This window comes from Psychrobacter sp. Sarcosine-3u-12 (assembly GCF_002836005.1).
GTDB lineage: Bacteria > Pseudomonadota > Gammaproteobacteria > Pseudomonadales > Moraxellaceae > Psychrobacter > Psychrobacter okhotskensis.
The window spans coordinates 197,926-221,967 of the sequence record NZ_PJBY01000110.1 but is presented as its reverse complement, the minus strand read 5'-3'; the positions used below and the strand labels follow the sequence as shown (position 1 = coordinate 221,967).

Genomic DNA, 24,042 nt, shown 5'->3' with positions numbered 1-24,042 from the left:
AAATAAGAAATATTGGTTTAGGTTTTTTTCTTTTTAGTTTTAACCTGTTTTTCTGCTGTAACAAGATTTTCATAGCGAGCTAATAGGTGTGCTAATCGATCCTCCGTATTAGAAAATCCTTGTGTGCGGTATAGCTTGTCTACAGCATCATCAAGATTGGCGTGTGCCTCTTTTAGATCGACTGGCATCTTATCTGGATCATAAAGCTCAGCTAGTGTCATGCCAACATTACTAGCACGAGCTAACAGAATTTCTTCCGCTAATTGTTCTATTTGCTGTTTCTGCTTATCAGTTACTTCGGGGAAAGGAAAAGTATTATAAACAAGGGTTCCTGAATATCTATAACGGCTTTCCAATCTACTTCCCACTAAGCGCATCCAATCAAGATGCGCAGTTGAACTTATAACACCAAGGGTATAAAGATCAGCGTTTGGAATTATAGAAACTAGATTAGAAGCTATAGTATCTTCACTTGAAGCTATATCAAAAGGAATAAACTTCCTTCTCTCCGAAGATACCATTGGTGCGATAATGAACGTACCTGTAGAGGGATGCCTGTCTTCACCAAAAAGATGAGGCGTAAGCGCAAGTTTTTGAGTTGCCTTTTTTTTACTATCTGACCTCATTTGAGAAACTAACTTTAGTCGCTCATTGATTGGATGAATGTCTTGTAAAAACTCTAGTCGCTCATCTTTTAACCATAGGCACCATCTTTCTTTTGAGTGTAGAAATTCATCTGAGCCAACAAACTTTTTGATATATTTTGTTAATTCAGGATAGCCCTCTATTAGTTCTTTTTTTTCATCAGTTGATAATATCAAATGACCTCCATCTTTAGGGGCGCTACCGACTGTAATGCTTGGTATTTTACTGAAAGGATTCCTGCGACTCGAGACTATAGTTTTGCTTCCAGCAACAAGGTATGCACTAATTAACTTTGTTTCTTCGACATGCCATGTGCCGTCTATAAGTTTATGAATTAATTTTCGGTCATATTTTTTTGGAGTTAGACCTATAATTACAACGTGTACACCAGCATTATGCTTAGCATTATTACTCCAAGGAAAGCTTTGATAAGCAAAACTAATATCTATACCTAGCTCAAATATATGCGGAAAAAGCATTGCTACTTGCTCACCCTGAGCAATCGAGTTGGTTGATACTAATGCTAGTTCAGCATTAGAGTTGGCGATATACTGTGAACCTTTCCAAAACCAAGAGGCTACATAGTCGAGAAATTTGAATTTATCAAACCCGTTAAACACCTTGGTCATATCTTCTGTTTGTTCATCCAACCGATTCCCCCAGCCTCCAAAAGGCGGATTACCAATGATATAAATCTCATCACTGCCGTTATTAGGACATACATCATTCCAATCAAGGCGTAGACTATTACCATGAATGATATGACCGCTATCTTTTAAGGGTAACATTGGTTGAGAGAACCCCAGCTCTTGCTCAAACAGGACATTCATTTGATGCTCAGCTAACCATAATGACAATCGAGCAATTTGACATGCAAAATCGTCATATTCAATACCATAGAAGTTATTCAAACTGACTACGCTATCAAAAGATAGCCCTAATAAATTATCTTTAGCCCCTTTCATTAAGTCGCGCTGCGCTTTTAATATATCAATCTCAAGTTTACGCAATTCTTTATAGGCAATGATCAAAAAATTGCCTGAACCTGCACAACTGTCGAGATTTTTAATTTTACTAATACGCTCAAGCAAGGCACTTAAACGCTCAGCCTTATTGTTTTTATGACGATTATCATTACTAAGCTCTATTACAGAATCCAGCTCCCCTCGTAGCTCATCTAAGAACAAAGGTTGAATTACTTTCATAATATTACTGACACTGGTGTAATGCTGTCCTAAACTGCCACGCTGCTCAGGATCAATCACTGCTTGAAACATTGACCCGAAAATATCTGGGTTAATCTCAGCCCAATTCAATCGTGAGCACTCTAGCAAAATACGGCGAGTACGAGCATTAAATATAGGGATGGCAAATGGGTACTCAAACAAACTGCCGTTTACATAAGGAAATGCCGTGAGGTGCGTAGGTTTAGTTTTACGCTCTATACTAGACTCATGCAGGTCAAGAACCTCAAATAGATCAAACAGCACACTATCAACATCATTACCATCTATATTTGTGGTTGAGTCAATAAGGTCGTGGAACTGATTTGGCGCAAATATGCCTGTATCTTCGGCATATAAGCAGAATAAAAGACGAGTCAAAAATATATTTAGTGCATGTATATCGTCAGCGGTATCAAACTCATTATATTTGCGAATATGATCAAATAAGCGCCCCATTTTCTCAGATGCTTGTACATCCGCAGGGTGTTCAGAATATTCACGGGCGCGTTCTAGCCCAGCAAGCGGTAGCAGAAAATTATAGTTCTTATAGAGATCAGTAAAGTCACAATCAAGAGTTTCATCGAATCTTGTGTCATTAACCAGTACGGTATCAAAGTCTGTCACCATGATCATACGGATTTTGTGCTGGCTAATAGTCGGGCTGTTTTTTAATTCATTTAGGGTTTTATTCAGGTCTTGACCCACACTCACGGGCTTAAAGTAGATGCGCTGCTTATTGGCTACCTCGCCAGTTTCAGGACTGGCTGCTACGTTATAACGACTGTCACTTTTCTTAAGCGAGGTGATAGTAGCTTTCGAAACGTCCAAAAGTGCTAGGAACTCATAAATAAAGTCATCTTTTTTATCTTTATTTACCGTTTTAGTGGTTAGTTTCTCTAAGTCTTCAAAAAACTGAGTTTGATTAAATGCCATTGTGATCTCTAATTATTGATTATCGGTTGATGTGTTGTTATAGATTTTATCTAGCTTATTTAAACAGAATGTATAATCTTAGGTCAGGCTTACTGCATTGAATAAAGCTCTCTCACATCACTCCTTTCTCTTGCGCCCAGTGAGTGAAAAATATTTACTTATGACATTCTCGATACATCAATTGCTGGTAAGCGGGCTTTCAATCGTTCATTTTCCAACGTTAAATCAACAATTTCACGCTGAGTCTCTACTAACATTGATAGGGCTTTATCTCTTTGTTCTTGTAACGAAGTGACTTGCTCCCTTAATGCTCTATTTTTTGATCTCTGAGCAAGCATCATTTGTCTTGAAGACTTCTGGACGGGATCTTCCTTGTGGTCTTCTATCCATTTTTGAATTTGTTGGGATAGCTCAGGATATCGAGAACTCCGTAAGGCCGATGGATTCACACCTGCTTCTTTAGCAACGTTATTCTGACTTACAATAGTTCCTTTAGGTAAGATTTCTGGCTTATTAGATTTTAAGCGTTCAAATGCTTCCAAGAACCTTATTTCCGCCTTGCTCAATACTCTTTCTTTGACCTTTGGTTTAGCTTCTATGAATGACATGAATGGCTCGCTCCGCTGATTCTAGTTGGGCTTGTAGAGACTCATGTAGTGGTGTTCCAATTTCAACAACACTTATTTGGCTATTTAGCACATCTTTTAGCTGATTGATCATTGGTAACTTTTCTTTATCTATCAATGCAGACTTACATGGCTTTTCATCACCAAAGCCCATACAAGAGCTAATATTGCTTATTCCACCTAGAGGACAGGGTGGTCCTAAATTGGCACAACCACCAAGAAACGTCTCACGGTAGCTTACCTTGCCAGATTTAGCAGCCGCTAAAAGCTGCTTATGATCTTTTTCTGATATCTCAGACAATAGCTGTTCTTTTCGTTTTTCAGTGTGTGGAGAGATGTAATGGTCAGCTTGTAGTTCTTTAAGGTCTCTGACTATAGACTCGTACATTTCACGTAAATAAAAACTACGAGCTTCATCATTTAAGGGTTCTTTTAACTTATAATAATTCTGACCGTAATACTGGCTCATAGCTCGACTAGCATGCTTTAGCTGGTACTGTACTGAGAACTCTGAAACAAGCCCACTTGCAAGCATATTGACGGCTCCTGTACGTCTTAATTGATGCCATGCTAAAGGCCAGACTTTACCAACCGAATATTTTTCTGGATCTAAGCCACTTGTAAGTCTATTAGCCATTTCTAGATCTGTTTCAGTTATCCGAAGTTCATTTTCATCGAATAACTTAGGCCATATCTTTAAGGCTTCGTTATACTTACGTGAATTTCTGAACAGGTTTTTATTTTGAGATACTCTTTTAGGCACCCAAGGTTCATGTGAAGTGCATTGTAAAACAGGATTATCTATAAACTCTTTAGGTAAGTTTACATAAGGGTTTTCTTGAGCAGCTAGCATTCTTAAAGATGCAATACTAACCATAGCGTCAATAGCTGTCTTCACACTTGGAGATACTATCCAACGAGCATTGCTATCTTCAAGAGTCTTAGTGGTAGCTCCTCTTATTAAATAAATATCAGTGCCTAATGGGTCTACTTCAACTTCAAAACAGTCAGCTCTTAGCCTATTGCCTTCTTCGACACGCATTAGAGAGAAGTTAAGTGTATAAGCCAACCCTACAAAGCTAATTAAGCTCATATAGCTTGAAAGCGCTCTGACACCATACACCTCGTTAGCATTGCTCCATTTTTTTAGCAAAGTATCTATTTCAAATCTCTTAGCTATATTATCAAAACCACCATAGAATATCTGGCCTGACTTTCTCTTGCCTATATGCCTATTACGATTGAAAGGCGACTTCTCTGCCAACCCGTCAAATGTGCTTGAAAGCTTGCCATCAGCATTATTAGCATAAGCCTCCAAGCAAAACTTATAACATTCTTCTATCTTTTCTCTATGTGCTATAAAGTCATCTAAGCATTCTTTCAATCGCGTTACCTGATAGTGCCATAATCTAGTAGGGATGTAAGCTGTTTGAACCTTATCGCGTTTAACTATTGCGCTGATAAAGACTTCCATACCCTTTTCATCAAGAATAGTAAACCCAAGTTCTTTTGATACAAACATAAGATCGTTGAGGTAAGTAATTAGATGTTTTTCTTTAATCGTAGGATTAGAGGCTATTTCTTTAATTATGTCTGGAAAGTCAGACAGCTGAGAGGCACTAATGTTATGTTGTGAGCAAATTACAAATACGGGCTTTATTGTTGCAAACTTAGAAACTAGAGATCTTGGGTTAGTTACTGCTGCATAACCCCAAAGCCACCAAGCGACAATTTGTCGTAATAAATTGGCGTTATCTTGACTAAGTTTATAACCTTGCCCGTGCCCATCGCCAAAGTAAATCTTTAAATTACTACCCTGCCAAATTGAAAAATCCCATCGAGCATCACCGTACCGTGAAATGACACTACCATCTGTGTCAACAACAACAGGAAAGTCAGACGAAGGAGGCCAGCAATTAGGACGGAAGTTAGGTGAATCTGCCTCAATAAATGAAGCAGCAATTTGTAATCCTGGAAGGTTTGATATATTCATACCATAACCTCCAATAGTCTTATATAGCCATCCCAAGCAGGATGGTACTTACCTGAGCGAATAGAGTTTTGAGCATCTTCCACCCATGTATTTCGGATCTCACTACCATCAGAAATGGCTTTGAGCTTTGATGTGATTCTATCCATTACAAGGTTACCTGGGTGGATATGGTTATGTTCAGATGGTTTATAGAGATTAGTTTCAAGTCTTTTGAGTTGTAAGTGTGATGCCAGTTTCCAACAATATTCTGAACTCATTACATCCCTATGTTTCTCACAAAACAGGCAGCCTTCTGGACTTATACAGTCAGGCTCAGGTGCATTTTCTGGGAAATTAACTACTTGCTTAGGTTGATGTGAGTCTACGCACAGTCCTGGACCAGGCGCTAATTGAGCGGGGTCTACCAAGTTATGAAACTCTATAATTTCACTTGATGCTCTTTGATGATGAGGGCGCATATAGTCTTTCAGCAACACTTCTGTTGTATGACCCATTTGCTCTGCTGTGAGATTTAAGTCATTTGTTTGCCTTAATAACCAGTTGATACGTGTATTGCGCAATTGAGTAGGGTTAATAAATAGAAGGTTATGCTTTTTGAGCAAGTTCTTGAGAGTGCTGATGCTTACCTTAGATGTTTTGGTACGAATCATGCCTCGGCTTATCATTGGGAATAGCCTTTCATCGTTTTGACTTAACTCTGTCTCATCCAGCCAATCTAAGTATCTCTGTAGGTGGTCACGATACGCTTTATAACAGCGAAAAATGGCTTCACCCTCTCTGCGACCCTTATAGACTCGAAAAACTTCATAGTCCTCTCCATCAGACTGCCATCTGTAAGTGCTTTTGCTTAAAGCTACTGCTTGAGATAGGTTCATCCCAGTTTGTGCTATGAATATTAGTAACTCTGATTCAATTCGGAGATTTAGAATTGATGACCTTTTATGAGTATCTAAAAGACTGATGCTCTCTGCTAATGGTTGTCGCGCAATGATAGCCGCTTTCTTTGTACTACTATTTTTTATTGTTTCAACATCTAAGTAAGGATCAGCTAAATTGCCAGCGACCGTTAAGGACTTATTTTCATTGAGTAAGATTTCTATAGGTAAACTGCCGCGCACAGTTTTAATGTCTAAATGATTACAAATGGTAGTTAATGTATGTCCAAACTCAAAGGTGTCTACTAAATTCTGCTTATCAGCTTTTGTGTTCAAAACCTTAGTGGATTTTTTTGGTCTTTTGAGCCTCGTTGTAAGCATAAGACTGTGCCCAGGCTTAGCACCTGGTAGGTCTAAAGCTTTGGCGATTAAATTTGCTATCATTGAGGCTCTTTTATATGCCGTCATTTGAGCGATATCTTTATTAACCTTAACTCTATTTAGTAAATGCTCAGTCCAAGCTTTAAAGGTAGGTATGATAGCCTTCTCTGTAGAAGGCATATCAGTAATATCTATCCAACTATAGAATGACCATATACGTTCTAAATATGTACGCAGAGTTTGTTGAGAACTTCCTTTACTAACATAAGAATTTAAAACTTCATGCAACCTTATAATGAAAGGCAGCCTGTCTTGAACTATATCTCCAAATTTACCATCACTGATAGCTTGGATTACTACATCACGTCTAACACTTGTAGCCCCTCTATATAACAAGACTTGCAAATCCCAAGGTGTTTCATGAGTACCTAATGCTAAACCTTTAAAGGTAAGATCTAATTCAGACATTTTTATGGCTCTCTATTAATCCCATAAAAGCTTGGGTAAATGCATCAGATACTTCTTTCATTGCTTTGTTGTTTTCAATGAACTTAATGTACTTCATAGTTGTGATTTCATCCTTATGGAGACATGCTTCTCTGACGAACTGAATAGACTCACTAACGGGCATGAATTTTAGAGCTAATTTCATTAGCTCGGTAGCATACGTGGCACGAGTTCTATGAAAATGAAAGCCTCTTAATACCTTTACACCACAATCCTTTCCTATACTGCGAAAACGAGACATCTCAACATTTACTGCACGACTATTATCACCGCTATATGTGTTGCCATATCTAGTTAAGAACAGAATATCCTGATCTTCATGAGACGCTAGGGCTTGACGCTTTAAACGCCTCGTACTCATAGCGTAATCTAACAGAGTATCAACCAACTCTTTTGGTATTGGAACTGAACCTGTTACATCAAACTTTGTGGCTACTGGCGGTCTAGCGCCAGGTCCTACAGATAGGGTGTTCAACCCAACATTTGGGATAAGAGTGGCATTTTGAAGGGTAGATACTTTTAAGTCAGTAATTGAGCCAAGTCGCAAACCTGTGAAAAAACCTATTCTTAACATCAAAGCAAATTCCTCAGAAGCCCGTTCATCAGCCAAGGTTAAAATTTCTTTCATACCTAAAGCTGATACGGGTAATAGCCCATCTTCAAGGTCAATAGACCCTGCTACTTTGCGATTCGGAATAGCTAGATCTGTACTAGATACACGTAAAGTGTGCTCTAATCCAAATCCGTTCGTGATCTTAATTCCTACGAATTTATCTTGCCACATAGGCCAATCTGGAGAAATTAAACCTTTCTCTTTTACCCATTTATAATATCGGATGACTGACGACATTCTTTGAGATGTCGTACTAGGGGCTAACTCACCTAAGTTTCTAGCTTGTATTAGTGCGCCTCTAAATCGAATTAGGCATCGTTCATTCTCTCTCTCAGGAAAATGCCACCAATCAATTGATTCAGCCTCTAACCATTTTGCATAAGCCAGTAGGTGAGACATATTAGATCTTACAGTCTTTATACTACGCTTAGAAGAAGTCGCCTGTTCTAAAGCCCATAAGTTTGCTTCTGCCCAAGTTGAGTTATCTTCCCAAACTATTTGAGGCAGTCTGTTGATGCTTTTAATTTTGAGTTTATTCCAGGATATAGAATTATTCTTGACTTGAATTGAGCGAGGTTGGTAATTGATAAATTCTAGGCTAGCCACTTTTATTTCCTTAATACCAGATCATCATTAGAAGTAATGTACTAATAATCAAATAATGATATCTATGTATTAAGTCATCATTATGTCACTAGGTTATCATGTATGATGTGTTATTAAAAGTACCTATGTAACGTTTACCGCAAGCTGGGTCAAATACTTTGATTTGGCTAATACGGGTAAGCAGGGCATCTAAACGCTCAGCTTTATTATTCTTATGGCGATTGTCATGACTCAGCGCTATCACCGTGTCTAGCTCTGTACGTAGCTCATCTAAGAATAGCGGCTGTATGACCTTCATGATATTGCTAACACTGGTGTAATGCTGTCCTAAGCTGCCACGCTGCTCAGGGTCGATCACTGCTTGAAACATGGAGCCGAAAATATCAGGGTTAATCTCGGCCCAGCTCAAACGTGCGCACTCTAGCAAGATACGGCGTGTCCGCGCATCAAACTCCGGAATGGCAAACTGATATTCGAATAAGCTACCGTTTACATAGGGGAATGCACTTAGATGAGTGGGCTTGGCATGACGCCCTGGGCTAGACTCAGGTAAATCGAGAACTTCAAACAGCTCATACAAGACGCTATCGACGTCACTGCCATCTATATTGGTGGTTCTATCAATCACGTCATAGAACTGATCTGCTTTAAAGATACCGGTATCTTCGGCATAAAAACAGAATAGTAGTCGCGTTAAAAATATATTGAGCGCATGCAAGTCATCAGCAGTATTAAATTCATTGAGCTTACGGATATGGTCAAACAAGCGTCCCATCTTTTCAGACGCTTGGACATCAGCAGGGTGCTCTGAGTACTCACGCGCACGCTCTAGGCCGGCAAGTGGCAATAGGAAGTGGTAGTTCTTATAAAGATCGGTAAAGTCGCAGTCGAGTGTCTCATCATATTTAGTATCGTTAATCAGTACGGTGTTGAAGTCCGTTACCATTACCATGCGGATTTTGTGCTGATTGATGATTGGGCTGCTTATCACCTCACTTAGTGCTTTAGCAAGGTCTTGATCTTCATCTACAGGCTTAAAGTAGATACGATGCTTATTGGCAACCTCGCCAGCCTCGGGATTGGCTGCGACGTTAAAACGACCGTCATTCTTTTTAAGAGAGGTAATAGTAGATTTTGAGACATCTAGCAGCGTTAGAAAATCGTATATAAAGTCTTCTTTTTTATTCTTATCAATGACTTTAGTGGTTAATTTTTCTAAATCTTCAAAAAACTGGGTTTGGTTAAATGCCATGGTTGTCTCTGTAGATGAATTACGGGTGTAAATAAGCAGGCTAATGTGCAATTATAGCGCTATCTTATCGTATTTGAAGTCTTAGATGTTCTGAATAGAGTGGATATAGTATTTTATTGCTTATGTAGTCAATACGCTACAAGCTTATTAAAAGGGGTCAATGATGATAGTTGGTACTAAGTTTCAGGGTGATTCTACTCGTATTGCAAAGATTCAACATGACAGCTATGGGGAAGCGTTACGTATAATCATTGATTTTGCCACCAATAAGCATCTTAAAGCTGAGCAAGTCGTCGATGTTCGCACAGAACTGAGCGACTTACGTGATGAGCTTACAAGTTTTGATCATAGAACTTTGCAGTGGCTGCATGATTCTATTGCAGCTGCTTTTCGTATGGATTACTGTCTTAACGCGGATCTGTTTACCTATGCGACGCAAAACTCTCATACGTTAGCAGAAATTATTGATCTTTGGTCTGATTTTCTAAGAAAAGAGCTGGTGAGAGTGTTTGAACAATATTTGCAGTTTCCAAGATTAGTTCTTATCGCGGCTCTCTATCCAAACCCTGATCCCAAGGGTTCAGATGCAGAAGATGAGCTATATAGATTGACCAAAATTTTATATCCTGAATTAGAATAAATATTTATCTTAAGTTTTTACAATTATAATTTTACGAGCCATATCTTTTATGACACTCTTAAAGTAGCCAAGGGAGGCCAAAGTTGTCAAAGAATGAGATACTGAAGAAGCTAGTACTCAATCAAAGTAATAATGGTAATTATTTTGCTGAGTTCGAACATAATGGTGAGCCATGTCAGGTGCATTTTGCTAAAAGCAAAGTAACAAGTGACCATTTTTATACGCCACTAATTACAGGGATTAGTTATTGGGCGAGCGTTAATCTAGTAGACGGTAAAGGTTACGTGAATCATCTATTGCCTTTATCTAAACACCAGCATCAAAGTTCAGAGATGCAATACTATTGCCATTGCAAACTGCTAGAAAACGGTTGCGTTAAGTTGAGCCATAAAGTGAGCGAAAACGAAGGTAATCGCGATATAACATTACCTAAAAGTATGATCTCCAATTTTGAATATCGTATATTTCATAATAGCCAAGTCATAGTGACGTTTGGGCACAATAATAACGGTTTTTTTATTAAAGATTGGCAAACTAAGTATCCTAATAATATTGATAAAGGTGATCTGACATCCATAATTAAAAAAAGTCCGCATCCAAAAGCACCTTATATTGCTAGATACAAAGTTGAAGATACTTATTTGCCTGTTGAGATATGGTCTAGTTTATTAGAGAAGGAAGGTATTTGTAACGTTAATGAAGAGGCTCGTATTAGCGCGACGCTAACAGTAGATGATCAGCAAAAAAAAGCAAATATCTCACTAACCTTAGACCATCAAGCACTGATGAATAAGTACAACCAACCCAAAGCAAAGCTGACGTTTATCGGTATTAAAGACACAGGAAAAAGTGAACTTTACCAGTTTGAAACAACATTAATCGATGGCATCAGTCTCTTAGTCACTGTTTTTTCGTACGAACTCAAATTTATGAATAAAGGTATTGGCTCCTTTCAAGCAGGGCAGTCCGTTTCTGTATGTTTAACCTACCAGATAAAAGATAAGTGGTGTAACTTTAAAGTACCCGTAGCATCAAAAAATGACTACAACGAGCAATTTCGCTGTATAACAATGACCTCTGTAGATAATGAAGGTATGGCATTACTAGAAACCATAAAACCGCCACATGATAGAGTGCTGTTGCCCACAAGTGAACTGATAAAACACGGGATTTATAAGATTCATTCAGAGGTTATTTTTGGTTTACATATCACACGAGAGGCCTTGGATAAGCCTTGGAAAGAAAAGCTTTGGCACATTGAATGCATAAATTCAAACTTCTTTGTTGGCCTTGAGAATGGGGTTAGTTATAAGAGCGAATGTACGATTATTGAATCTTGGAGCCGCTATGACAATCGGCCTGAGTATGTGGTTGATCTTGATAGATATGATAAAAATAAATACAAGGAGGATATCTATGCCTTTCATAACCACTGCGCCGCTAAAATAAGTAATCAATATGCTGATCTATTAGTAATTATTCCTAAATCTTTATTAGTTCGATCGGGTTTTAAGGCGCTCAGCTCTGAGGTTAAGCTAAATATCGCTTTTAAATCAATTAAGTTCCCAATGTTTGGAACCAAAGCGGCAACTTTTTTATGTGCTGATCGTCTGTATAGTAGTGTTGAGTTAACGCATGGTGCTGATGAGAGTAGATATGTCCTCGCGGAATTTTATGAGAAGTTAGGCTCTAATGGCTCTAAAGAAAAGTATCGATTTTCTATCGTTGGGAGTGAAGATACCGTTGATTTTACAGATTGGAGTAGTCAATTAAGCGGTATTCCTGATCTAGATAAATATCGATATAAAATACGTATTAAACAAAATAAACAATACATTAATGTCAAAGAACTTATTTCAGCGAGCATAAGATGAGCCAAACGCTACAAGTGTTTTATAAGCAAATGAGTTTTGACTCATTGACTAAGCTTAACGAGGCCAGACGTAATAGGTTACCACTTCCTAAAGATCTAGAGTCTTGGTCAACCATGCTCAGTCAAGAAATAGTATTAAGCAATGACTCTTCTTTTAAGCGAGATCAACGCTATTATGTGTTAGTAGAGTTTGTCAAACGAGGAGCCAAAAAAGGCTATGTGTTATTGGCAATACCAGTCACTCTCGATATACCTCAAAAAAACCCGCAGTGCCTGCATTTATTACCCAATATTGCAGAGGGTATCTCATTAAATGCAGAATACTATTTAGGAGAGCATAATCATGACACACCTAAAATACAGCTAAACGATACACCTTTATCAACAGAATCACTCACATGCTTTGTTTGTGTTGGCACAGCACAAACTTGGTTTGAAGAAGCCTGTCAGTTTTTTTACAAAAGTTGCAATGTCTCTTCGCTAAAGGAGATACAAGAAAAATTACAAAAGCAATTAAAAGATCAAGAGATTTATCTTCAGTTGTCTTTGGTCGAAAAGCCCGATGATGGCCCTAAGAAGCAATTGATACAGTTATATGAGGGTTTATTATCTGATGGCGCTCAAGCTTATAATCATACTGCTTTGCCTAAACTACTATCGGTTTATGATTTTGATTCGGTGAATCCTCAAGCATTAGACTTTACGGAGCAGCATTTGTATGACTCATTGTTGACTACAGCTAAGGATAGCTATAATCCGAATATGCCGTACTTGTTAGGTCATATGGACATCCAAAAAAGTAATGATCAACCAAAAAATAGTCAAACAGAGCAGTCAGACTTATCAAGCAGACAGCAAAGAATTACGCTAGCCAATAGTCGTGAACTTTTCCCTTTAGACAATACTCAGCGTCATGCGTCAATAGCTGCTGCTTGTTTAGACCTCAATTATGACAATAATAATAGCTATGGTCGAGTGTTGGCGGTCAATGGTCCACCAGGCAGTGGTAAGACCTCAATGCTCAAAGCAGTGGTTGCACATTATGTGGTAAAAGCGGCACTGCTCAAAGAGCCATGTCCTATCATCGTGGCAAGCGGTGCAACTAATCAATCAGTAAAAAATGTCACCTCAGCCTTTCCTGATGTAGTGCAAGATGATAATGATGAGTGTTTGCTTGAATATCAGCGCTGGATTCCAGATTGCCCAACCTACGGCAGTTTTTTCGCCTCACAAGACGCTGAAAAAAAGTTAAGTCACAAAGAAAAAGAGCAAATTCCAATTCTAAGTATCGTGGGACAAGACAAGCCGTATAATTTTGAGTGGAAAAATGTAGGGGCGCAGCTTAACGACTTGCATGCCAATGATAAGTTAGCCATTTATTATCTAAAAAAGGCTAGAGTATTTTTTAGTCAACAAGCTCTACCAGCACCAACTGATGTACAGCAAGTCGTCGATGATTTGCATCATTTACTGTCTTATACTTATCTTGAAATGGCAGATGCATTGCACAGCGCCAAAGAGCAACTTTTCTCGGACAATGCTGATTTGGATAAAGTATTTCCGTTACATCAAGAAGAACATCATCTGCCAGCTTTTAAAAATACTCGTGAAGACTTAATTAAACTTTATAAACATGATGACGTAAAGGTTTATGAAAAAGTATGCCGTGAAATGATACGTGATGAAGCTATTGAGTCTGAATATTATCCACTTGTATTGCGTCGAGCAGCGCTAAACTTGTTGATCGAGCAATGTATTGATTTAGAGTACCGCACCCAGCTGTTTCATTTGGCTGCTCGTTATTGGGAAGGTCAATTTATTATTGATCAAGCCTCTAATTTGCACTTTTCACGTACCGAAGACAATATAATCGCAGGTTTGCGGCGTGTATGTATGATAACGCCTGTCATTATCTCAACCACCAATCGTCTGCCAGCTTTACTAAAGATTAAAAGCTATCCGCAGGGAGCGACTCAAACAGATTATGTGTATGGAGGCATCGACTTACTCATCACTGATGAATCGGGACAAGCAACTATTATGAGTGCACTGCCATTAGCATCTTTGACCAAGCGTTTAATTTCTGTTGGTGATGTATCGCAATTAGCACCTGTGATTAATACAAAGTCAGATGTCTCACCGTTTGATGAATATCTAATTTGGCTAAAACATGGATATTCATCAAAGCAGATCGCCACACTGTTTAAAGAGCAATTCTCAGTGTCGCATGGTAGCTTTTTGCATGTGGTACAGGAGAGCTCTAGTTTAAACTACCAAAGCAAAGGCTTTATGTTGCGAGGGCATTATCGCTGTTATAAAAATATTATCGACTACTGCAATCGCTTAGTATATGAAGAAAAGCTGTTTTATATTCCACCTTTAGATAAAGACCGTAAAGATGAAGGGTTGCCTGCAATGGCCTATGTAGAGTCAACAGGGTCTTCTAGCAAAGGGGACGGTGGTTCGTCTAAGCAAAATAAAGATGAAGCTGAAATGATTGCGCAGTTAGTGTTGGAAAGTTATAAACGGTGGCAAGAGCTATTGGAAAAGAAAGGTAGAGTCCCACGCTTGCAGGATATGGTGGCTATTATTACGCCATTTAATAAGCAACCACTTGCTATACGACAAGCTTTAATTGCTGAAAATAAAGCTCAAGGTATAGTCATTCCAGAACAAGAGATTGTAGAGACCATTATCGATACCATTCATACGCTACAAGGTGCCGAAAAAGATATTATTATCTACTCTGGCGTACAGTCTCATGATGATGGCGAAACCTTATTTTTTGAAGATCAACCTTACCTTTTAAACGTGGCAGTCTCTCGTGCCAAACAGTCATTTATTGCCTTTTTATCACCGACATTATATAAATTGGACAGTCCTGAAGTTATTGGAAACAAAGATTTTCAAACAACCAACTCTATACATTATCTAGGCTGGTACATGGCTAACTTTGGTATACGTCTTTTCCCAAATTATCTATTTGTCGTCGAAGCGCCGGGTAAGCTAAAATCACTTCAAAAAATATTAAAAAGTGACTATATTGTATATGCCACAGGTGGTGCTATTACCAATATAGATCTTGAAGATGCCTCGGTAGAGGTGGCAAGCAAGCAGCTACGACCCCAATATGAGCTACTGCCCAATGGGGAAGACACGCTGAAGGTGATTTTAGAGCAAGGTCCACAAATCAAAAAGATTTATGTAGCAACTGATGACGATAATGTTGGTGAGGCAATAGCTTGGCATCTGTATCATGCTATCAAACAGCGTGCGCCACAGCTTATAGAGAAATTTGAACGGGTGGCATTACGATCAATAACTGAAGATGGGGTACGTGAGGCGCTTAATAATTCAAGACAGATCGATCAAAATATGGTGTCCGCTGAGGTTGCCCGGCAGGTTATCGACCGTTGGTTGGCACAGTATATGTGGACGTTGCTAAAAGAGCATTTACCCTATGGACATGCTGGTCGTCAAGGTATGGGGCGAGTAAAGGCGGTGATATTGGATTTGATAGCTCAGCATGAAGCAAGCGTAAAACAGCATAAATCCACTACTTTAAAAGTTAAATTAATAGTGAATGGGCGTGAAGTGATGGGACAGGTGGCAAACGTGCCCGATTACTATCTAAAGATGGTAGCAGAGCGCATTGAAGAAACGGGTAAACCTATCACAGCAAATAGTGAAAAATACACACTGGTTGATATTCAAAGAGATATAGTTGAGTATGAGCCTTTTAGCCGCTCAACGCTTGAGATTATGTCATTAGCTTGGCAAAAGTACCGCATGACGCCCGCAACAACCATGCGCATATTACAGCAGCTTTATGAGGGGAATTCATGACAAATAGCGCCCACGATGATATCTCTATTATAGATGAAGATGCATTAGCTCATATTCACAAGGATGATGAGCGCAAACTATTTACACTCATTAAAGAGATGCAAGACAGCGAGGACTTCGGTGCTGCTCAATTTATGCGCCAAAAGATACAGCTTGAACTTGAGATGGCAGAAGGGAAAGATAATCTTTTTATCGACCTGCAAACTAATATGGCTTTAGAAAAAGGCTGGCTAGGTACGCCTTTGGGCGCACTTTTCAATAGTGGTAACAATGAGCAATCGAGCTGTTTGTCAGAAGAAGATATTAAAGCTATTGAAAATGGCGACTTTATTATGAAGCTATCTTTACAGGATGATTCCGAAGCCTTATCACTCACCCATCTATTACAAAATATGGATATCTTTGAGGTGGGTCGTCCATCTACAGCGGCATCTGTGATTGAAACTCTAATGCATGACAGTGAGCTGATAAATATAGTAAAAGAAGGCGATAAAGTAGAGATGACCGAGCAGGGGCGTGAGACCTATGCAGTGTTGCAAAAACACTTGGGCGATGTGGCCACCTTAGATTGGAACAGTCACTTTATATCGCAACTAAGCAAAGTTGAATCCGGTGAAATACCACCAGATATGCCTATCTTTGCAGTATTTGAGAGGCTATATGGTAAAGAGGAGAGCGAGTCTTTGCAGTATCTAAGCTGGACCAATCCTGACGATTTGTATCAAGCATCCGATATAGACGCTCATGAAGACCAAGCGGGCATCGATAATGCGGCTATCGGAAAAATAGCCATTGAACGCAATAATAAGCAGTCATAGTCGTGGGCTATATTACTTATCCCCGTACAAGCGGCTCAAAAAAAGACATCAAGCGTGCACAAGCTATATTGACGTTGATTGAACAATTATTACTTAGCTTTAATCCCAATGATTTAAGTTTGCTGTTAACACTGGTCGCAAGGATTGGCTGGGCTAATTTACCGCCCGCACTTCGCAATAAACTATTACAGCTTCTTTATTACGATTTATTTAGGAGAATCAACGCACGTAAAGTTGAGGACGCTAAGGCGCATCGTAGTACCGTCAGTATAATGACAAAGGCGCTAGTTGATGTTACGTTCAGCATCTCTAATAAAACTGCCTTTGATGAAGCAGAGCTGCCTTTACATGAATACCTCACAGCCAGTGGTCATTGGGCAGTGTCATTAGGGCGGAAGGTAAACCCAGTTCACTATCCTCAGGATTTACTTATATTTGATAACGGTATACATGTGATATTGACCGCTGGTATGAGCCGTGAAAAATACGATACCGACCAACAAAAGCAAATCAGGACTGCCGCTAGATTATATGACACTGATGCCTTGCAAACTCTCAAGGTCGCGCATAAACAAGGTATGCTAGTAACGCTTAATTTATTAGCTGATTATATAATTGAAGGTAATATGGATAGGGGTTATGATTTAGAAGCCATACCCAAGAGTTTAATGGATTATCATAGCGTAAGATATGAAGTGTTGAAGCTTATTAAACCATTTAACAATTATAACCAATCTGCCCACGCCAATAATTTACCACAACAAAAAATTCACCGCGGAAAAAATATATCTTTTGCCTTTTATTTGACAGGGCTTATCAGAGAAAGCGCATTAAGCTTTTGGGTAGAAGATAGTCAGACTAGAGGTACTGAATGTCGATTTTTAACCATTCAGCTTATCATCATAGCTCGAAGATTTATAACACAACGACGTGAGCCAACCCTTTTAGCGTGGTCGGAAGAAATAGAGATCGCATTGATTGATTTTTTTACTACCGTTCGTGTAAAACGAGCAATAAATAGCTCACCCCGACTGTATCTTAAAAAAGAAGCAGAGGTGCTTGCTGCTTGTATAAAACAAGAGCTATTACAACATCCACTGTCTTCAAATAAGTCTGTGCCGATATTAGCAGCGTTTCCTACAGCGATGCCTGATATCGTAACAAAGCTACCTAACTTAGAAAGCTCGGAAAATGAGTATATTGAGTTCTTATAATGAGTAATGATTTTGACTATATCACAGTAAACAAGGTGCTCATTCAAGGTGGCGGCATTATCTGCTTGCAGTCCTACGAAAATGACGATATGCACGTTATGCCGCCCGCCGCTATCAAAAAAGTTACTTTAAATAATGAGTATTCTTATAAAACTACTTTGCTTACTACAAACGTCACCTTAGCAGACATAACCGTATCCTCACTGGGCACGATTTGGGCGGTGGATATGATGGGGCATTTATATAGTTCTAAATCTAAGTTAAATGGTAGTAACTTGTATGAAAAGCTGGAAACTCAAGCGTACGCATTAAAATGGTCTTATCAGAGGATAACAGAGCAAACGCCCGCTTGTATCATTGGTGAAGATAGTGACTTATGGATAGCAACCTTTGAGGGTACGTTGATTCATTATGATGGACAAAGTTTTACCAGTTATGCCGGTATAAAGCGCCCCATCAGATTTAAAGAAGTAAATGGTGATTATTTCTTAATGGGGTATGGCTGCCAGCTAATGCAGTATGAAAATAAACAATGGCATGCTATGACGTTTGACCTCTCAATTACATCAGACACACCTATCAATGATGTCACCTATGCTAATGGTCAACTGCTGGCGGTGTCAAATTTAGGTTTGATATTACGCCAACAATCTAACAACATATTTGTAATCGCTATGAATATGCCAGATATTCCTTGGTTTGGCTGTGACACCTTCAAGGGCGCAGTATATTTGGCAGGGGGTAGCAAGGGTGCTTATATGCTGCCAAAATCAGAGAATAATAATTTGTCCGAAGTTACCCTGATCAAACAAGGGTACTTTGTGGCAGTTGAGGCTTTGGATAGCAAGGTGATATTTTTACAGGCAAATACCACAAGCGCAAATTTTGTGTGCCATCTGCCATCCGCACGAAGAGAGTGGTTTCTGGTCAGCACTTAGATGAATAGACCACTACTTAAATCAATAAGGCAGGGGTAAGCTGAATGAAACTAAGTATGGATAAGGTTGAAGTGAGTTATGTCTAATATAGTTTTAACTCCCAAGAACAAGGACGGTGTGTTTTTTGATTGGGATTATACGGCCGATGAGTGTATTGAGCAGCTATCACTATTGACGCAAACAGAATATAGCGACAATGATACTGGGAATGCTGACCTGATATATACTTCAAAAGAGGTCGCTATTTTTTCAGAATGGATCGCTTTATCGCTTGAAACGCAATCGGTTGTATACTATCAAAATGAGTTTAAAGAAGTAAGCAAATTAATAAACGCAATAGCGTCTGCTACTCTGTCACTGGCTGCTTCTTTAACCGCTCGCACTTGTCTGCGAGAGTATCCTAATCTACTGAACACAGGACTGCGTGCAATATTGACGCAAACTCAACATAGAGTAGATTATAATCGGTTATTAGAATTATATCGTCTGCTACCAAAGATACCATGTGCCAAGACGCTAGATATTTATATCATGTTTCAATGTCACTTTGGTTTTAGTAATACCCTCAGCCGTTGGCAAAGCGATTTTAATTATCATAAGCAGGAGAATGGCTGGCACGATTACAATGCAGTGCAACTTGAAGTGGGTATAGCCTTAATTAAAGCGCGTACTTATGAAGAGCCTTCATTGACGACTAAACTAGATGAACAGTTTTCGGACTATATCCTAGCCTTAGAAGGTATGCCATTAGCAGCCGAATGGTTTCCTTGGTTATTTTGGTTTATTTCTCATAAAATCTGACGAATGATATCGTTAAGAAACTTCCTAATTCTTTGAGCTAAGCATAACGCTTTGCGGCCTGAATTTAGCTCAGGCCGCAAAGCACAGATAGGTATTAATTTACATAAAACCAATAACTTTTAAATCATGTTAAGTAGCATTGAATAGTTCTGTCTTGAGGCGTATAAGATGCACTCATATCTTCATTTGACCCCTTCTTTGAATATAACTTTATACTCGCCCGCATGACCACCTATTTCAATGTTACTACCATCGCTGTATTTAATTTCTTTAATCACGTCGCGATACTCAGGTAACCACTGTGCTCTTGGTTTAACGAAGTAGTTATATTCGTTACTAGCATAAAAGCTATCAATAAAAGCGTTGTAGTCTTTTCTAACTCCATTATGAGCGGGATTCTCTCCGGTGCAGGCATCTTCCATCCAACCAAGCAAGTAAACCATATCGTTACTTGTGATAGCATTTGATGATTTAGTGAACGTAACAGTAGCAGTTTTAGCATTGTTTGATGAAGTGATTGTTTTATCTACGCTGCTTGGAAAGTTTTTATCAATCCCTTTTTGTACGCCTGTAGCAAAGCTATCAACTAGACTCAGCGCTCCTTTTCCTAAGGTACTGTCTGCCCATTGTTTGACTTTCAGCGCAGCCAGATAAAGTCATAAGACTTCCAATAGCCAAGATCGATAGTGTTTTATTTACTTTCATAATTTATCCTAATGATTTTTTATTATATTTAGTGAGAATTAAACGTCGAAAGAACAGACGGTATTGTCGATTTCGTTATTTCGGCTTCTCAGATAGGCAAGGGGATTGACATACTCAGGTTTATAGAAATCATTTAAATTTTTTGCGATTCCATAATCAGTACTTAAAACAGCAGCTGATGAATCTCTGATTACATAAATGTAGAGTGGTTCTTGTCCTTCTTGCTCCCATTTATAAAATTGTCTTGAAAACGAATCTTCATCATTGACATCACAGTCCGAAGTCACACGAGTCAACTCGCTTATTCTAAAAAAATCATCAAGCTCATAATCTGCATTAACCTTACCTTCGTCAGAACCAAAAGTTATAGCATTGGGCTCTGTTTCTGTACCTTGAACAAAGATACCTCCATAGTTTTTCAAACTACCATTCATATAATAATTAAAACCTTCGGGTGAATATCTATCTTGAACTGGAGTTTCATTAAGCCAGCTTTCGACTCCGGGTAAACCAGAAAGAGTACTCCAGTTCCAATTTTTATTAAGTTCTACGGCAATATAATCAGTAATCTGAGTAAATTTAGGCGGGTTTTCATCTACCACTTCGACGACTTCCACTTCTGCTACAGGCTCAGTAATAGCTGTTGATTCAGCCGTAACTGTTTCTGTGGAAGCTACTGCCTCAGAAGTAGCGACTTCTGTGGTTTCCTCTACTGGTGTTTTTTCAGAGCAACCTGTCAGAGCAACTAGGCTACTCAAGGCAAATAAAGATAAAATTCGATTGGCTTGCATTGAAAACTTACCTAATATTATAAGTGATGAATAATAAGTAGTGAGACTCGACTTACCTTTGAAATTATAATGGCTGATTTACTCCTGAAATTAGTGATCCGACGAACGGTAATTCTAGCTAAGTCTCTAAAACAGAGGTCTTCAGGTGAATAAGATAAAAATATGAAACTTTTTTTGATAAGTTTTGATTTTAGCTTTAGAAAAAGACACTATTTTCTATTGCTTAGTTAGTTGTAGCTCTCTTCAAGTACGTCTGATAAGTAATCGTAATTCTTAAGTTCAAGACTCTTTACCCTTTTTCTCAATAATAATAGTTGTCACTTTTTCATTATCAGCATTTTGATAGACATCGATAGTACCGTTTTCAAAGTAACCACCAATCACATCAGGTGAGTCGCCCATAGGATCGATATAGACATGATCATATTTGGGTTCGATGACGACATTGCCTGAGGTATTTATAATCTTTTAACACTGTAGCTAAACCGCTAGAGAAGTCCAAAGCTGTCTCGTATGTAAAAAGAATCACTGTATTACCTTCTTTATCCATATAGCCCCACTTATCTTTTTTTAACACTGCCACCAATCCTTCAGAGAAGTCTCTAGCATCTAAGAACCAGCCATAATCTGCTGCGATATCTACTGGTATGACAAGCTCACCTAAGCTATTGATATACCCAATCATATAAGCGCCTTCAGAATTTTTATTTGAGTTGTTCTTAAGGTATGCCATCTCTTCATTAAAACTGCCGCAAAAGTCATATTCTGCTTTTACGGCTACGTTGCCTGCTTCCTCCTTAAAGCTGCATTGTTCTGAGTACTCGCCATTGACTATAGCTTAGTGAACTAGATCAGTAGTAACTTCAGGCTTTGTCTCATCTTCTAATATGGTTACTGGTCCTACTGGTACTTCGGTTTATTCGACTACGTTATCAGTAGTTACGATATTAGTTTCATCAGATGTAGCATCATTGTTACTGCAACCACTGAGAGCAAAAGCTGTGATTATTGACAGCGTTAATAGTTTCGTTCGCAACATGCTAGTTATCCCCTAATTTCTCAAAAATAATTAATAATAGCAATATTTTGTTTGCTTTTATTCTAGAGGTTAGACAAGTTAAGTTTTTTTTCTAAAGCGTTTTGCATTAAATCATACAAGTGAGTACTTAAAAATTTGAATTAAACGAATGTTTTAATTTACATTTGCCACATAACACAAAAATATCACTTCTGGAAAGCTATCCGACGAACGGTAGCTAAATATTTTCGTTATTTAACTACCGTTCGTCGGATTGTTAAAAATAATACGTTTAGCCACTTATAATTTATACACAATTTCTGGCTAACAGAGTTTGCCACTTCAAATTACAAAGGAAAGCAAATGAAAGTATTTAAAATGCTAGCTGTACTCAGTACTTTAGTTTTTACGTTAACCGCATGCGAAGAGAAAGTAAGGAGTGTAAGCTACTACAATGAAAATCCAGATGAAGTGAGAAAGATGAAAGAAAAATGTGAGTTGGAGAGAGAGAAGGGTTATGAGTTGAAGGGTACTTTAGCTCAAAACTGCAAAAATGCTACGTCAGTCTCTATTAGTAGTATTGCTTCGAGGATAAGACAGTAACAAACCTCAAGTTAACATCAGTTAGCTAAAAAATACAAATATCAAAAAACTATATAAGCTAATTTCGATACGGTTTTTAGAAGTACTTAGCTATATTCAAAGTAGTAAACTTTGATATTCGTATTGAAAATGATAAGTAAGCCTGAAGTCAAAAATCCTAGTGAATTTATACGCTGTAAATCAAATATTAGTTGAATAAATAAAGTAGGTTTTTAAACTTATACTCAGTATTTATAGACTAAAAATCATCACAAGGATTGTCTATTAGTTTTTCTAAAATTTTTTTATCTAGCACTGCCAATGACTGTATTAGCTAAAGCTACTGTACAAGCCAAAGATGTTGGCCTTACGAATAACGTAGTATTGCTACTAATATGTAAAAAGCTGATTTTTGTCATGTGTATAAAGCAGCGTAGTAATCTCCCTCTAACTGATTAGAGAATCATCATTATGACCATTCAAACTGTATTTGCGCCTGACAATAACGCTCCTAAGTTTGACTTAGATAAACCAAGCCAGCTAACACAGCTGCTTACTAATAAGAACTTTTGGATAGTCGTCGCGATTTTATCTGCTCTGTTCATGCTTATTGTTGGTAGCGTGGGCTGGCTAATCATTATATATGTAATATTTGGGATACTTGGCTTTATATATTCTATATTGAGCACATTTATTAAAGCACTTATTACAGAAAGTAAGTACGACAAAATTCCGCCTTACTTTCAAAATACCCATGACTACTTCAAACGTCACTTGGTACAAGATCACAACTTCAATGTAGATTATGAGTCGGTAGGTATTTTGATTGATGCACAAGCTAGACGCATTGCCTTTACCCTTGACCCTAAAACGCGTCCGCAGGTGCTTGTATGTAACTTCAATGATGTACAGCGTTGGCAAGCATATTCTCAAGGAGTGGAAACTCAAAATCAATATGGCGCCACTCTAAGCTCGATGAGTAAGTATTATGTTAGCGTTTATATTAGAAATCCTGAGCAGCCTAGGTATGATTTTTTTACTACAGATAGTACAGATGCTGATCAATGGGTAGCAAGATTAGGTGCATTATTAAACTAGTAGTGCATATAATACAGAAATAAACTAAAATCGATTATTAAACAACTGATATAGGAATATG

Annotated in this window: 19 protein-coding genes; 9 read left to right on the top strand and 10 right to left on the bottom strand. The window is 38.3% G+C overall.

Annotation, left to right across the window (positions count from 1 at the left end; all coding sequences use genetic code 11):
* Positions 1–17: 17 nt before the first annotated feature.
* The 6 genes from CXF65_RS14405 to CXF65_RS14380 all read right to left on the bottom strand — a co-directional run bounded on the left by CXF65_RS14405 (position 18) and on the right by CXF65_RS14380 (position 9,657).
* Positions 18–2,804, bottom strand: coding sequence for a DNA methyltransferase (locus CXF65_RS14405; protein ID WP_101212768.1), 2,787 nt, complete (start codon positions 2,802–2,804; stop codon positions 18–20).
* A gap of 158 nt (positions 2,805–2,962) precedes the next feature.
* Positions 2,963–3,412, bottom strand: coding sequence for a hypothetical protein (locus CXF65_RS14400; protein WP_101212766.1), 450 nt, complete (start codon positions 3,410–3,412; stop codon positions 2,963–2,965).
* Entirely contained in the window at positions 3,393–5,423 is a 2,031-nt protein-coding gene (locus CXF65_RS14395; RefSeq protein ID WP_101212764.1) for a hypothetical protein, read from the bottom strand. The genes CXF65_RS14400 and CXF65_RS14395 overlap by 20 nt, the downstream gene beginning before the upstream one ends.
* Positions 5,420–7,147: a site-specific integrase gene (locus CXF65_RS14390; RefSeq protein WP_101212762.1), complete on the bottom strand. Its 1,728-nt coding sequence runs from the start codon at positions 7,145–7,147 to the stop codon at positions 5,420–5,422. The genes CXF65_RS14395 and CXF65_RS14390 overlap by 4 nt, the downstream gene beginning before the upstream one ends.
* Positions 7,140–8,405: a tyrosine-type recombinase/integrase gene (locus tag CXF65_RS14385; RefSeq protein WP_101212760.1), complete on the bottom strand. Its 1,266-nt coding sequence runs from the start codon at positions 8,403–8,405 to the stop codon at positions 7,140–7,142. The genes CXF65_RS14390 and CXF65_RS14385 overlap by 8 nt, the downstream gene beginning before the upstream one ends.
* An 88-nt stretch (positions 8,406–8,493) precedes the next feature.
* Complete coding sequence (locus CXF65_RS14380; RefSeq protein ID WP_101212758.1) at positions 8,494–9,657, bottom strand: type IIL restriction-modification enzyme MmeI; 1,164 nt, start codon at positions 9,655–9,657, stop codon at positions 8,494–8,496.
* Positions 9,658–9,820: 163 nt separating this feature from the next.
* On the opposite strand from CXF65_RS14380, the gene CXF65_RS14375 reads away from it, so the two are divergent.
* From CXF65_RS14375 to CXF65_RS14345, 7 genes are all read left to right on the top strand, one after another.
* Positions 9,821–10,297 carry a hypothetical protein gene (locus CXF65_RS14375; protein WP_101212756.1) on the top strand — a complete coding sequence of 159 codons (477 nt, stop codon included), beginning with the start codon at positions 9,821–9,823 and terminating at the stop codon, positions 10,295–10,297.
* An 83-nt stretch (positions 10,298–10,380) separates the two neighbouring features.
* Positions 10,381–12,171: a hypothetical protein gene (locus tag CXF65_RS14370; RefSeq protein ID WP_101212754.1), complete on the top strand. Its 1,791-nt coding sequence runs from the start codon at positions 10,381–10,383 to the stop codon at positions 12,169–12,171.
* The gene (locus CXF65_RS14365) at positions 12,168–16,016 is read left to right on the top strand and encodes an AAA domain-containing protein (RefSeq protein WP_101212752.1); all 3,849 of its coding nucleotides are present in this window, start codon (positions 12,168–12,170) and stop codon (positions 16,014–16,016) included. Before CXF65_RS14370 ends, CXF65_RS14365 begins: the two co-directional genes overlap by 4 nt.
* The gene (locus CXF65_RS14360) at positions 16,013–16,834 is read left to right on the top strand and encodes a DNA topoisomerase (protein WP_101212750.1); all 822 of its coding nucleotides are present in this window, start codon (positions 16,013–16,015) and stop codon (positions 16,832–16,834) included. The genes CXF65_RS14365 and CXF65_RS14360 overlap by 4 nt, the downstream gene beginning before the upstream one ends.
* Before the next feature lie 2 nt (positions 16,835–16,836).
* Positions 16,837–18,048, top strand: a complete 1,212-nt coding sequence (locus tag CXF65_RS14355; RefSeq protein WP_101212748.1) for a hypothetical protein — start codon at positions 16,837–16,839, stop codon at positions 18,046–18,048.
* Positions 18,048–18,986, top strand: a complete 939-nt coding sequence (locus CXF65_RS14350) for a hypothetical protein (RefSeq protein WP_101212746.1) — start codon at positions 18,048–18,050, stop codon at positions 18,984–18,986. The genes CXF65_RS14355 and CXF65_RS14350 overlap by 1 nt, the downstream gene beginning before the upstream one ends.
* 78 nt (positions 18,987–19,064) lie before the next feature.
* Entirely contained in the window at positions 19,065–19,787 is a 723-nt protein-coding gene (locus tag CXF65_RS14345; protein WP_157824083.1) for a hypothetical protein, read from the top strand.
* 182 nt (positions 19,788–19,969) lie between these two features.
* Here CXF65_RS14345 and CXF65_RS14340 read toward each other — a convergent pair whose 3' ends face one another.
* The 4 genes from CXF65_RS14340 to CXF65_RS14330 form a co-directional block, all read right to left on the bottom strand.
* Positions 19,970–20,230: a hypothetical protein gene (locus CXF65_RS14340; protein ID WP_101212741.1), complete on the bottom strand. Its 261-nt coding sequence runs from the start codon at positions 20,228–20,230 to the stop codon at positions 19,970–19,972.
* 300 nt (positions 20,231–20,530) lie between these two features.
* Positions 20,531–21,283 (bottom strand): hypothetical protein, encoded by a 753-nt coding sequence (locus CXF65_RS14335; RefSeq protein ID WP_101212739.1) that lies wholly within the window; start codon positions 21,281–21,283, stop codon positions 20,531–20,533.
* Positions 21,284–21,562: 279 nt separating this feature from the next.
* Entirely contained in the window at positions 21,563–21,685 is a 123-nt protein-coding gene (locus tag CXF65_RS15235) for a hypothetical protein (protein ID WP_264754744.1), read from the bottom strand.
* A gap of 19 nt (positions 21,686–21,704) precedes the next feature.
* Positions 21,705–22,118 (bottom strand): WG repeat-containing protein, encoded by a 414-nt coding sequence (locus tag CXF65_RS14330; RefSeq protein ID WP_227523289.1) that lies wholly within the window; start codon positions 22,116–22,118, stop codon positions 21,705–21,707.
* Positions 22,119–22,664: 546 nt separating this feature from the next.
* Here CXF65_RS14330 and CXF65_RS14325 point away from each other — a divergent pair.
* Together CXF65_RS14325 and CXF65_RS14320 are read left to right on the top strand one after the other, a co-directional pair.
* The gene (locus tag CXF65_RS14325) at positions 22,665–22,904 is read left to right on the top strand and encodes an EexN family lipoprotein (protein ID WP_101212737.1); all 240 of its coding nucleotides are present in this window, start codon (positions 22,665–22,667) and stop codon (positions 22,902–22,904) included.
* Between the two features lie 450 nt (positions 22,905–23,354).
* Complete coding sequence (locus CXF65_RS14320) at positions 23,355–23,981, top strand: hypothetical protein (RefSeq protein ID WP_101212735.1); 627 nt, start codon at positions 23,355–23,357, stop codon at positions 23,979–23,981.
* Positions 23,982–24,042: the final 61 nt, after the last annotated feature.